At 36.9% G+C, this 12,900-nt stretch carries 14 protein-coding genes; 13 read left to right on the top strand and 1 reads right to left on the bottom strand.

The features are described 5' to 3' along the window. Positions 1–33 precede the first annotated feature (33 nt). Positions 34–729: a hypothetical protein gene (locus Q9R46_RS14655; RefSeq protein ID WP_311280541.1), complete on the bottom strand. Its 696-nt coding sequence runs from the start codon at positions 727–729 to the stop codon at positions 34–36. Positions 730–1,575: 846 nt separating this feature from the next. Between Q9R46_RS14655 and Q9R46_RS14650 the strand changes: the two genes are divergently transcribed. The 13 genes from Q9R46_RS14650 (at position 1,576) to Q9R46_RS14590 (ending at position 12,883) form a co-directional block, all read left to right on the top strand. Next, a complete protein-coding gene (locus Q9R46_RS14650; protein ID WP_311280540.1) occupies positions 1,576–2,136 on the top strand; it encodes a tyrosine-type recombinase/integrase in 561 nt (186 codons plus the stop codon). 261 nt (positions 2,137–2,397) lie between these two features. Continuing rightward, a complete protein-coding gene (gene terS, locus Q9R46_RS14645; protein WP_311280539.1) occupies positions 2,398–3,123 on the top strand; it encodes a phage terminase small subunit in 726 nt (241 codons plus the stop codon). Beyond that, the gene (locus Q9R46_RS14640; RefSeq protein ID WP_397386352.1) at positions 3,116–4,570 is read left to right on the top strand and encodes a DEAD/DEAH box helicase family protein; all 1,455 of its coding nucleotides are present in this window, start codon (positions 3,116–3,118) and stop codon (positions 4,568–4,570) included. Before terS ends, Q9R46_RS14640 begins: the two co-directional genes overlap by 8 nt. A 136-nt stretch (positions 4,571–4,706) precedes the next feature. Next, positions 4,707–5,411: a hypothetical protein gene (locus Q9R46_RS14635; RefSeq protein ID WP_311280538.1), complete on the top strand. Its 705-nt coding sequence runs from the start codon at positions 4,707–4,709 to the stop codon at positions 5,409–5,411. A gap of 157 nt (positions 5,412–5,568) precedes the next feature. Then, positions 5,569–6,180 carry a restriction endonuclease gene (locus Q9R46_RS14630; protein ID WP_311280537.1) on the top strand — a complete coding sequence of 204 codons (612 nt, stop codon included), beginning with the start codon at positions 5,569–5,571 and terminating at the stop codon, positions 6,178–6,180. A 332-nt stretch (positions 6,181–6,512) separates the two neighbouring features. Continuing rightward, the gene (locus tag Q9R46_RS14625; protein ID WP_311280536.1) at positions 6,513–7,133 is read left to right on the top strand and encodes a hypothetical protein; all 621 of its coding nucleotides are present in this window, start codon (positions 6,513–6,515) and stop codon (positions 7,131–7,133) included. Between the two features lie 255 nt (positions 7,134–7,388). Beyond that, positions 7,389–8,090, top strand: a complete 702-nt coding sequence (locus Q9R46_RS14620) for a hypothetical protein (protein ID WP_311280535.1) — start codon at positions 7,389–7,391, stop codon at positions 8,088–8,090. A 167-nt stretch (positions 8,091–8,257) separates the two neighbouring features. Continuing rightward, positions 8,258–8,767 carry a hypothetical protein gene (locus Q9R46_RS14615; RefSeq protein ID WP_311280534.1) on the top strand — a complete coding sequence of 170 codons (510 nt, stop codon included), beginning with the start codon at positions 8,258–8,260 and terminating at the stop codon, positions 8,765–8,767. A 40-nt stretch (positions 8,768–8,807) separates the two neighbouring features. Beyond that, positions 8,808–9,005 (top strand): hypothetical protein, encoded by a 198-nt coding sequence (locus Q9R46_RS14610; protein WP_311280533.1) that lies wholly within the window; start codon positions 8,808–8,810, stop codon positions 9,003–9,005. Positions 9,006–9,271: 266 nt separating this feature from the next. Beyond that, a complete protein-coding gene (locus Q9R46_RS14605) occupies positions 9,272–9,946 on the top strand; it encodes a hypothetical protein (RefSeq protein ID WP_311280532.1) in 675 nt (224 codons plus the stop codon). A 57-nt stretch (positions 9,947–10,003) separates the two neighbouring features. Next, positions 10,004–10,210 carry a ParB N-terminal domain-containing protein gene (locus tag Q9R46_RS14600; protein ID WP_311280531.1) on the top strand — a complete coding sequence of 69 codons (207 nt, stop codon included), beginning with the start codon at positions 10,004–10,006 and terminating at the stop codon, positions 10,208–10,210. Positions 10,211–10,486: 276 nt separating this feature from the next. Then, entirely contained in the window at positions 10,487–11,494 is a 1,008-nt protein-coding gene (locus tag Q9R46_RS14595; protein WP_311280530.1) for an AlbA family DNA-binding domain-containing protein, read from the top strand. A gap of 246 nt (positions 11,495–11,740) precedes the next feature. Next, complete coding sequence (locus Q9R46_RS14590; protein ID WP_311280529.1) at positions 11,741–12,883, top strand: hypothetical protein; 1,143 nt, start codon at positions 11,741–11,743, stop codon at positions 12,881–12,883. The last annotated feature ends 17 nt before the right edge of the window (positions 12,884–12,900 follow it).

The following is a 12,900-nucleotide window of genomic DNA, read 5'->3' as shown; positions in this document are numbered from 1 at the left end:
TAAATATTGACAGAGCCTTTTTATCATTCACGCTCAATAATGTATATCACCAATATAAGTGTCATGCATGTACCAGTTTCCTGTTCCGGTGAAACGAACTTCAATGTGTCCGGAATAATTACCAATTACCTTTATGTAGCTATAATTTGCATCAGCAATGAGGTCCCATGCCTTGCTATCGATTTTGTACGATTTCTTTTGAGTAATTTCTCCTACCCAACCTAAACCACCAGATGCATTTGCACTAATAGGATTTTGTACAGATTTTATATCATTGGTTTTGTCGTCATAAGAATATGATGCTGACACGGAAATATCATAAAGCTTAACTCCTAAAGCTGCATTGACCCTGAAGTAACCGGAAGCGGTTTTGTTTTGTACCACTTGTGCTTCAATTTTATCTGAGGGTTGTACAAAGTTTGAACCACCAGCCTCGATAGTAAAACCATTACCAAGATCAATGATTTGATGCGGATTGGCATCGGAAACATTTAGAGTTTTCAGAGCCTCGTTTACTTCAGCAACAGTTGGGATTTGGTCAGTGGTATAGACTCTTTTCATTTTCTTATTGATAGGAGCATTGTTCAATTCTTGTACCGAAACAATAGGTGCGCTAGCAGTAGTGTCAACTTGAGGCGCCGCGATCGCACTACCAGCCATGATAGTGGACATTAACACGGCTGTAGTTAAGAGTTTTGCTGCTTTACTAATCTTTTTAAAGGTTTTCAATTTCATCTCTCCCTAAATTTACTTTTTATTCCTTTTAAAAGATAACAAAATATGGTATAATAAGTCAATGGATTACTGTAAAGGAGATGTTAAATATATCAAAAAATGTATTTAATCTTTTTAAAATTATAATTTTTATTGTTATTTTATTATTCGTTCTACATTATTCTATTCGTTATCAAATATATTTATCTAGTGAGTTTCCAAACAGTATCTTTATAAGGCTAGTGAATCCGATGTTACCAATTTGTGCTCTTGGATTTTTGGTCGGATTTTATCCAGCATTCTTCCCATTATCAAAAAAAAATACGCGATTCCCTACAAATAAAGTACTGCTGAGTTTAAGCGCCATAACATTAGCGTTCTCCATAATATTCATTTTGACAGGAATTTACTCAAATTTTTACTTTTTCAGTATAATAATTGGTGTCATTTCATATTTCCTATGGGGAAATCTCGGATATACTTTATCAAAAAGAATCTATATTGGAAAATAATATTTGAGATGCAGTATCTAGATCCAAATAACTCGGAGTTACAAATATCTTCTACGATAATTATCTTTATGAACCCAAAATTCGCAGTGAATGCGAAACAAAAGCATGTTATCTTAAATCCATATAATAACGTAAATAAAAGGTCGCTCTTAGGAGCGGCCTTTTTGTATTGGAGGAAGAGTATGGAAGGTCATTTTTACAGCAGAAACGAACCGGCTATCCCGAGGATTTCTGACAAGCAACCCGAGAAATGTCGGGGGTGCTGTTTGGGAACATGGACAGGGGTTGTCCAGTTGTGTATTGTGCCGCGTTGCTGGAAGAAGTATGAGGATTCAAAGAAGGTGATTGAGTGAAGAAGGTTCAGCCTATCCGCGATGAGCGGGTGATTGACGGCATGAAAGAGTACTTCTGGATTCAAAGTATACGGAATTACTTATTTTTCTGCATTGGAATTTATAGTGGGTTACGGGTATCGGACTTATGTCGGCTACGGGTGATCGATGTGAAAGGAACACACGTCAACCTCGTTGAACAGAAAAACAAACATGCCAAGAAATTCATTATCCATCCAAGTATACGTCAGGATTTGGACAGGTATATTGCCAACATGAAGGATACGGATTTCCTATTTCCAAGTAGACAAATTAAAACTGTCAGCCGCATGCGGAACCAACCGATAGATCGGACAACAGCATACCGATTCTTGAACAAAGCAGCCAAGGAGTTTGGTCTAAAAGAGATTGGTTGCCATACGCTACGGAAGACATGGGCATACCGCCTATACATGGACGATCCAGAGAACCTAGCGTTACTAATGGAAATGTTCGGTCACAGTGATCCGAGAGAGACTTTAGACTATATTGGGCTGACTCAAGACATGATGGACAGAGCAATTCTGAGATTAAGATAAAATGAGTGAAACATAATTAGTCATTTATTGCACTCATCTGATTGAGATAGAGACATTAGATGAAGCAATCCATTTTTTTATGCCCAAAATGAGTGAAACAGAATTACCTTTATGTTTCAGTCAAATTACATTATTTAGTGGATATTAAACAATAACGAAGCCTCCGATTCTCGTGCAGGCTTATTTTCAATCGTAACGTTTGACCAATACTGACCTTAAATAGGAATTCCAACTCAATTACTTGAAAGTGGTGATAATTTTGTGAGCAGGAAACAGAATCCGAATCGGAAGAAAGCGTTCAAAATATGGAAAGATAGCGGTTCGTTAATGAAACCGAAAGAGATAGCGGAAAAGTTAGGTGTTACACCTGAATCCGTCCGTAAGTGGAAGTCATTGGATCAATGGGAAGACAAAATAAATAACAGACCAGGAGCTCCCCGAGGGAATCAAAACGCTAAAGGTAACCGGGGTGGGAAAGGTGGCCCTCCAGGTAACTCAAAGGCAGTAACGCATGGTTTGTTCCGTAAATTTGAGCCGCAAGATCCCGAGTATCTTGAAATACTTGATATGGCACAACAGATGGACCCTGTGGATATTATTTGGTACGACATTACAAAGGGATTCCAGAGGATTGTTTGGGCGCAACGCATTTTCTTTGTTAAAGACAAGGATGACATAACAAAAGAATTAAAGCGCGAGAGACCTGGTGAATATGGTGACGAACAAGAATGGGAAATTCAATTCGCAGGGGATAAGTACGCAAATTACATCAAATCTGAAGCAATAGTTATGAGGGAGATCAGAGGGGCTATAAAACAGTTCATGGCAATATCTCATGAGGATGACGAACGCAGATTGAAGTTGGATCAGATGCAGGCCAAAGTTGATAAAACCCGCCTGGAGATCGAGAAACTGAAAAATGGTGATGGAGATACTGAAGACGATCTGATTGAAGACTGGATAAAGGCGGTGGAGTCAGGTGAGTAAAGAGTCTCCACAAACGAAACGCCGCTTTGCTGCATTCAAAAAACGAATTCCTGAGTACCGGAAGAACCCGGTTCTTTTTTGCGTGGAGCTGTTGAAATTTACGCCGGACGAATGGCAAGCTGAAGTGTTGATGGACATTGCTGGGAACCCGCGAGTGTCTGTACGATCTGGTCAAGGTGTAGGAAAGACGGGGCTTGAGGCGGCGGTGGCACTTTGGTTTCTCTCGTGCTTCCCTTTTCCAAAGGTCATATGTACAGCTCCGACACGTCAACAGCTTCACGATGTATTATGGGCTGAGATAAGCAAATGGCAAGAGAAAAGCCCTTTACTAAAACGGATACTCAAGTGGACCAAAACGAAGATTTACATGCGAAATTATGAGGAACGATGGTTTGCTACAGCCAGGACAGCTACCAAACCAGAGAACATGCAGGGCTTTCACGAGGACTACATGTTGTTTATTGTGGACGAAGCATCAGGTGTTGAAGATCGTATTATGGAAGCAATACTGGGTACGCTCTCAGGAGAATTTAATAAGTTACTCATGTGCGGTAACCCAACCCGAACCAGCGGAGTATTCTATGATTCTCACAACCGAGATCGTGCTGATTACAATACACATAAAGTATCCTGTTTGAACAGTCCTCGGACAAGCAAAGAGAATATAGCTATGCTTGAAAGAAAGTACGGAAAAGGATCTGATGTTTGGCGTGTCCGGGTTGAAGGTGAGTTCCCGCGAGGGGAATCTGAAACATTTATTGCGCTGGAAGTAGCTGAATTCGCAGCAAAAGAAGTCAGGTTGTCTCCGGTTGGTGAGATCTTAACCATTGGCTGTGACGTTGCTCGTTTTGGAGATGATGAAACATCCATATATGCAGGCTTAGGGCCAGTAACAGTTGGGCAGCATCATCATTTCAAAAAAGATACGATGGTTACTGCTGGCTGGGTGTTGAACTTGATAAGGGAATTGCTTCCGCAGTATCCAGGAGTGGTCCATACGAGAATCAGAATAGATGATACCGGCGTGGGTGGTGGAGTGACGGATAGGCTGAATGAGGTCATTGCTGAAGAGGGGCTTCCTTATGAAGTCATCCCGATAAACAACGGTTCATCTTCATTGGATGATCATTACGGAAATTTAGGTGCAGAAATGTGGGCTTCCATTAAAGGACAATTGGAACAGAATATGAGCAATTATATGAACGGCGACCCTGCTGTATTACAACTACCTGATGATGATGTATTGACATCTCAGTTGACCACAAGAAAATGGTCTATGACCAGTAAGGGAAAGATACTCCTTGAAAGTAAGAAGGACATGAAAAAACGAGGATTAAAATCACCGGACAGAGCAGACGCATATGTACTCACTTTTGGTGAATATATGTTGGGAGCACCTCAAGCTATAATGCTTCCGACAATAGGAGGTATAGCAGTGAAAAGGTGAATAAGGATGTTCCGTATATGCCCGATTCCATACTTTTCATGACTAAAAGATGTCATTAATTAATCTTAATATTTCTACCGAGCTATTTGTTTAATGCTATTATTATTTAATGATGAGGTTTAAGAAGGGGTGAATTATGAGAATAAAATCAGTTGTTTTTAAAAGGAGCAAAAAAGGACTTGAAGAGCAATTAAAAGAAAGTATTGATATTATCAATGGAAGCATTCAACTAATTCAGATGGAAGGTAGAAAGGCATTTCTAAAGGTTATTGCTGTACAACTGAGACTTATGTTGTGCGATGAAATTCCTTTAATTAAATCAGCTATAAGTGATGATTTAAAACTTCCTGTATTAAGCGACGACTTTAAAATTTTAGAAGGTATAAAGATAATTAATGTTCACAACATGTTCTCTGATAGTTCAAAAATTCCAATGGACAAGTGGTTAGAACAAAAAATTTGTAAAGTAACTATCCGTATTCCATTTCCTAAAAATATCTTCTGTTCTAAATGTAATCAGCATCATTCTGTTAAGAAAGAGCATTACAATATGAGCGTTTCATCAACTGCACAGACAATGTTATATTTTCAATGTAAGAGGTGTCGTGAATCATGTGAGATCAATATAAGTAACTATGATAATAATGAAACAGTTCGAATACCAATTGTTACTTCAACATCAATTATGAGTCTTATTCGTTCTCAAGCAAATAAGAATGGTGGGGCTCATGTTGACAGAGAAGTTAATTTATATGATTTGGGTAATTTTGATTTAGATAGTTATCTGATACCTATAGCAAGAAGTGTTATACAATCTATAGAATCTATAAAATCTTTATAATTCGTAAAAGCATTTATGTAGATAAGGCGAGAACGAGATGCGTAAATTCACTACATCTTATGACGGATCGTCTCTCGCTTTTTATATTTATTGCAGGAAATTAGTCCCAATTGTCGAAAGGTGTAATAGTAAATTTCACACGCTTGGGGGCAGAGTTATGGCTAGAAGGAAAAGTAAGGCGAAACAGGAAGAAGAGTTGTTCCAAGGCTTAGCTGGTATGGCAATGTTGGGAGGTGTTTTTGGAACCTATTCTTTAACAAAATCTTGGCAAGCTTCACTTGTCGTTGGATTTCTTGGTGTTGTTGGGATTATTGTTTTAATGATCATCATTCAACAAAACCGCGCTGAACGACTTAAGAGATCAGGGATTGCCGAGATAGATAAAATGGATGGAGTACAGTTTGAACATTATCTTGGACATCTGTTTCGTTCACAAGGGTTTAAGGCAGAGGTTACGAAAGCTGCAGGTGATTATGGTGCCGATCTGGTTATCTCAAAAGATGGGAAGAGGATCGTTGTTCAAGCTAAACGTTATAAAAAGAATGTTGGATTAAAAGCTATTCAAGAGGTTCAGGGAGCCAAGGCACATTACAGAGCAAATGGAGCATGGGTTGTTACAAATAGTAATTATACAGAACAAGCATATCGACTTGCTAAATCAAACGGGGTAAGGTTGATCGCTAGAGACGAATTGGTTGAGATGTTGCTTGTTATGAAAGAGAAATTATCTGCTTCAAAGAAAAAGGCGAATGTAAAGACGAGTGCCTAAGAAAAATAACGAGGAAATGCGAGTGGATCATCTTCAACTGTTCCCGAGAGTACTTTGAGAACAAAAAACTTTATTATACATACCACAGCCAAAGTCGATCTTTCACTGGATCGGCTTTTTTATTGGAAGAATTGAAGTGATTAGCAGACGACGGAAGAAAATACGTGTTCATCCTAGTAAGCAGCCGGAGAAATGCAAAGGTCGTGTACGGGGAAGATGGGATGGAGTAAAGCAGTTTTGTAGTAGACCTGTTTGTACTAAGAAATAATTTATTGTCGTATATTGTATCATTTTGGAAATCCAGTTATTATTGTTCGGGGGTGCTCAGAAATATGAACAATAAAAGCAAAGTTCAGAATCCACTTACAATAATTGCAATTTTCGCGGGAATTGCTGAAATAGCAGGAACTGGAGTGTTGCTAGGCTTGCCTTTAGAGATACAAAGTACATTTATATGGTTTGTTATGTTATTCCCAGTTGGATTGGTAACAGCATTCTTTTTGGTTTTGTTATTCAAGCACAACGTCCTTTATGCTCCGAGTGATTTTGTTGACGAGAACAATTTTATGAATCTACTTCAAAATAAAAAGGTTCAACATGAGCTTATAGAAGTTGTGGATTTGCTAGAACAGGTAAAAGAAAGTAACACAGCAAATGATCATCTCAAACAAACTCTTAATGAGGCTATGCTTAAACTTGAAAATGCAAAACAAAACAATGAAATGAGCTCTAATAAGATAATCAATTCCGAAAAATTTATAAAAAATTATTATTATGATTTAGCTACGGAAGAAGCAATAGTCGATATTCTTCAAAAAAGAATAAACGGTATTTCCTTGTCTGAACTATCATTGGAATTAAATATAGGACTAAATGTTACCAAAGGTCATGTCAGTCGTTTGATCGATAAAGGGCGAGTTATGAAGGAAGACGGAAAATACATTTTAACATAGCATCCATTGTGGTGCTTTTTCTTTTGCTCTCATCTGATAGAATGTGAGACATTCTAAGCTTGTTTATATGAGAACGTATGTTTACGGAGATCAGTCAATTGAAGAGCGGAGAACAGCGACTGAGTGAGCGTACGCATACATATGATAGTCACCGAAACGGTGAAACCAACTCAACACAAATATCTCTCTTGACCACCGTCTTTTATTATCTGATACTGGAAGATATTGCGGCAGAAATAGATTGGGAGTGATTTGATGAAGAAGAAGTATATTGCATTGATTTTTTTAGTGATTTTTGGAGCTTGGTTATTCTCATGGTGGGCTATAAGTACTTGGATTAACGCAAGTTACCGAGGGACGTTTGGAGACATGTTTGGAGCTGTCAATTCGTTATTCTCGGGGCTTGCTTTTGCAGGGCTTATCTATACCATCTCGGTTCAAAGAGAAGAGCTAAAGGAGACGAGAAACTCTACAGTTATGCAAACCGTTGAGCTAGAACTTCAGAGAAAAGCTATTGAGATGCAAACTGATGAATTAAGGTTACAGAGATTGGAAAGCGAGAAATCTGCTAATCAATTGGAGGGTCAAAAGAAGTTGTTAAATCTTCAGATGGCTATGAGTGTAGTTAATGAGCTGATCAATACGAAGAGAAATAGGAAACAAGATATATACTATGATTCGCAAAAAGGGGCTGACGCAATTAAATATATGACAAACGTGAATTATATATTCTGGAAAGACAGTAGGGCGGTGAAATTATATCTTGAACTATTTTATTTCATTCTTAAATTTATAGAAGATTATGATCTTGACGATAAACAAAAGAAAATACTTAGGGATTTGTTAATTGTGGAGACTACTGATGATGAGGTTAAACTTTTTTACATAGAGGCAGGTTCAGACGAAAATAAACTAAAATTGCTCAAGGTAAGTGGTTTTGATTCACAAAAAATTTAAGAGCGATAAGCCAATCTAGCTACTTAAAATATGGTGGATAGCTTAAAGAACAACTTGATGAAATTTTACAAGATCAACGAATAAAAATTGGGCACCCATAGTAGTGCCTTTTCTTTTGGAGGAAAAACTATCCTGATGTCGAATTATGAAAGACTGGGGGGAGCGCTTTGAAAATTAGTGATGTTATAGATTATTCATTAGAATCTATAACCGGCAGGATCAAGAATGCACCAAGTCAAAAAATAGCTGAACTTGCAAGTAACAATGTCCTAAGAAGTACGTTTGCGATCACAAGTACATTTGCCATTTTAACTGAGGAGTTAAAGAAAGAATTAATATACTTAATTCAGGAAATTTCTCAGACTGAAGTTAGAAAAAAAGATATATCTACTCTTCGGGTTAAACTCAATGAGTTTATTCTGTCTGAATTTAAGGAGCATGAGAGACATTTGACAAGTTTGAACATCTTCACTAAATTCGCAAGTCCGGAGATCATCAAATTTATAAATAAAGAAATTGATGACACTAAGTCATCAGTGGAACTGAAGCTGTTGATTCTCGAACGGAAGCTCAGTGAACGACAGCGGCAAATTTATTGGGATTTAACTAAAATAGCACTTTCCGCAATAATAGGCGGTGTAATAGGAGCATATATCAAAAGTGCAATCGGATCCTAGGCGAAGGGTAACTTTCATTATGTCGAAGGGAGGTGGTAAGATGGAAAACGATAATTGGCCACAAAAGATAAAAGTTATTATGGATAGCGGTAAAGAGTACGAGACAATTATGGATTTAAAAAAGTTTCTAAGTTTTATCGAACCGAATAAGGGGAGCTTTTGTTTGTTTGGAACTAGAGTTTACATAGATCCAGCACATATCTCATCATTTGAGCTCCCAGAAGACGAAACAAAATAGAATTAAGAAAGAGCATCCTTCGGGGTGCTTTTTCTTTTGCTCTCATATGACAAGATATGAGCCTGTTTAAGCTTCTCAGCATGAGAACGTCCGTTTGCAGGGGGCACCCATTGGGAGAGCGGAGAACAGGCGCTTAGTGAGCGTACGAACGTATTTGAGCCAAACCACAGGTGAAACCAACTCAACTCAAATACGAGCCTTGACCAGCCTCATTTATTGTCTGATACTGGAAGATGTTCTATCAGAAATAGATGAGGAGTGGAAATATGAAAAAGAGCGGATCAATATTTTGGATTGCTGCTTTTGGAGTGTTAGTATGTTGGATTTTTACGTGGATTTTCATACCAATGATTTACAAAGAATCCGAATTTGGTGCAGGGACGTTTGGAGACATGTTCGGGGGAGTCAATGCGTTGTTCTCTGGTCTTGCTTTCGTTGGGTTGATCTACACGATATTATTACAAAAGCAAGATCTCGCACTGCAGACTAAAGCTATTAAAGATCAGACTACAGAAACAACTCGTACTGCTAATGAACTTGAGCGTCAAAGAAAACTGTTATATTTTCAACTTGTTGTTGCACACGTAAATGAATTGATTGCTATCAAGAATAAAAAAATAGCTCATCTAATCATTGAAATAAATTATAAAGGTTCGATAACTGTTTATAGAGGAATTACAGGTATAACAGAATTAGTTAGAAAGAATCAATCCTCAGATAAAAAATATTATCCGAACTTAAAGCAATGGATGGATTCTTTTTTTTACATTCTTCAGTACATTATTGATTCTGAATTGGAGGACACCTTTAAGAACTCAATTGTTGAGTTAGTCTTTATTGAGGTTTCTGAGTCAGAAGTTCATGTTTTATATGGTATGAATAGAGACGACAAGCATCGTATCGAGCTTTTGGATAGATTTCGTTTACGACAAAAAATGTAATGATGTAGGGGTGCTTATATAGCATCCTTTTTCATTTTAATAACTATGAGGTGAGACATGAACATCAGAATCGTGCCAATCGATCAGATTAATGCAGTAGCCTATAACCCTCGCCTTGACCTGCAACAAGGTGATCCCGAGTATGAAAAGCTTCGCCTTAGCATAGAGGAGTTCGGTTATGTGGAGTCAATCGCCTGGAATGAACGTACTGGGCATATGGTCGACGGTTATCAGCGCTACAAGAAATTAGACTGTGACCAGTAAAGAGGAAATATAATTTTAAAGTAAGAAGAACATGAAAAAAGGGGGTTAGAGTCATTTGACATATAAGATATATGTTCTCACCTTTGGATAATATTTGCTGGGAGAACCTCAGTCTGTTAGTGTGCCACTAAAAGATAAAATATTAGTTTTAATCTCTGCGTATTAACTGGGTAGGCTCTGATGTAGAAGTCCCAATAATTAAAATAAAATTGTCACTTCTTTCCTACTTTCTTTTCTGATAATATCGGAAATATAAAAAAATGGATGGTGAGTACTTTGGATAATGCACAGTTGTTGTTCAAACAAATTGTTGATGGTGGTTATAACGGAATAAAAAATATGATCGGAACTACAGAAGAGAATCTCTTTTTGGATTTCAAAAGAAAAGCAAATCCTCTTGTGGATGGATTAAAAAGAGAAGATAAGACCACATATGCTAAGGCACTATCTGGCTTTTCTAATGCCAGTGGTGGAGTTATTGTGTGGGGAATAGACGCAAGAAAAGAAGGGAATACGGGGCCAGATGTAGCCAGTGAAGAAAAGCCAATAGCTGGGCTTAAAAGGTTCTTAACTGACCTAAATAGTCTTATTAGCGATGCTTTGGATCCAGTTAATACAGGAGTCATTAATAGAGAGATATACTTAAACGACGATTCAGAGTGTGACAAAGGATTTATAGTGTCCTACGTCCCTGCAAGCGATCTCCCTCCTCATAGGGCAATGTGTACAGAAAATATTTATTACACTAGAGCGGGAGATAATTTTATAATGATGGAACATTTTATGCTGGAAGACGCATTCGGAAAAAGGCGCAAACCTCATTTAGAGATCTTCACTAAACTAGTTAGGCACCCAATTAGCATAATGAATAATAATCAAAAGTTCCATGTTCTTATTGGAATAAAAAATGTTGGGAAATATATGGCTAATTATCCCTCATTAAGAGTGAAAGTCCTAAACGGATGTAACTATTCTAAGGAAGATCGTTTCAATAGTTATACAGTGATCAATTTAAAAAGAGTTATACAAACCAACCAAAAGACTGAAGAAACAGGACTCTTTTTCACTGGAGGTAACGATGATTGCATCCATCCAAATACTTATCTAGAGATAACAAGGCTAGACCCGGTTCCTAGGTGGACAGAAAGAGAATCATTAATAAAATTAGGGATGAACAATGAAAGATTGATTTTTGAATACAGTTTGTTCGCAGAAGGATTTTCAGAAAAAATAGGTACTGTTAAATTTACTCCAGATCAGATAAGGGAATTGCTAGAAATTTGAGATCCATTACTACCCAATGCTCCTTTTAAAATTATCTGTAGGATAGAGAGCTAGAAAATGAAACGAAAAAATGTAAAACTATATATGATCTGGGTGATTCATTCTCTAGTCTTAGTCGTTCCTGATTGATCGCCTTTTTTATTTGAGAAATACCAGTTTTCTAGTATTTAATCTTAATAAAGTATCAGGGGAAATCGTACTTAATATCGAATAATGATTTTTAAAATCTATCTTGAGGTGATAGAAGTGATCATAACATCTAGCAATATAAATTATGTAAAAATAGAACCTTACGAATTATGTCCATGCGACTCTGGCAATAAATTTAAATTTTGCTGTTTTGAAAAGGCAAGAAACCACAAACAAAAAAGTAAAATTGATTCAACTTACACTGATGCAAGAATTAATCATATTATAAAGCAATTCTGGGAAACTACTGACTTTAAAACTTGTCTAGGTTTTATAAAAGAGGAATGCGAGGGTGATATAAAAAGTGCTCACTCAATTCAAAACAATAGAATATTGAATAGAATTTCAAAGAATGGACATGTATTTAAAATAGAAACAAAGGGAACTAGAGATGGTTCACAATCCACCCTCGAAAAGATTAGTAAGAATAAAGCCAGTACCTTTTTTGGTTTTTGCGACAAACATGACACCGAACTTTTTCGAGATATCGAGGTGAAAGGATACATAGGCAGTCCTATCCAAGACTTTCTTTTTGCGTTCAGAGCTCATTCAATTGAACATCATAAAAAGATTAGACAGTTACAAACAACTAAAAATCTTTTTAAAGAGATACCTAGCGCTATGGTGAACCCCGATTCAGTTTATCCTTATAGAGTTGCACAGCTTGATGTGAGAGATCATCAGTTGGATTATAGTTATTTCAGAGAACACTTCTTAATGGGGGAATACAACGTTGTAAAAACTATCAGATATACTTTAAATTACGAAGTGCGTTTTTCCGCCAGTTCTTCTTTTACTGTAAAGCATGACTTAAATGGTAAAACTCTTAACGATATTCACGGTCTCGGAATTGAAAAAATGCCATCAATCTTTCTTAATGTTTTTCCTGCTGAGGGTAAAACTCATATACTTATTTCGTATCTATTGGCAGATGAAGCAATTTATAAAGAATACTTTGAGCAGATAAGGATCCTTCCCGAGAAGGAATTATTAAACTATCTGAACTTTCTGATTATTGAGTATACAGAAAATGTATTTTTTGATCCTGATTTTATTGGAGAAATGTCGCAAAAACAAAAAGATTCTTTGTTAAGAAGCTTTGAAAGCTCGATTTACTTATTGGAAAAGTTGTTCTTGATTGAAGAGGAAAACTACTTTGAGTTTAATTTATTTGATAATAAAATGATTATAAATCCGTAGTAACCTAGTACAAAACT

The sequence above is a fragment of the Paenibacillus sp. RRE4 genome (assembly GCF_031844205.1).
Classification (GTDB): Bacteria; Bacillota; Bacilli; order Paenibacillales; family Paenibacillaceae; genus Paenibacillus; species Paenibacillus xylanexedens_B.
Note: the sequence above shows the minus strand (reverse complement) of the source record. Positions and strands in the feature narration are given on the sequence as shown.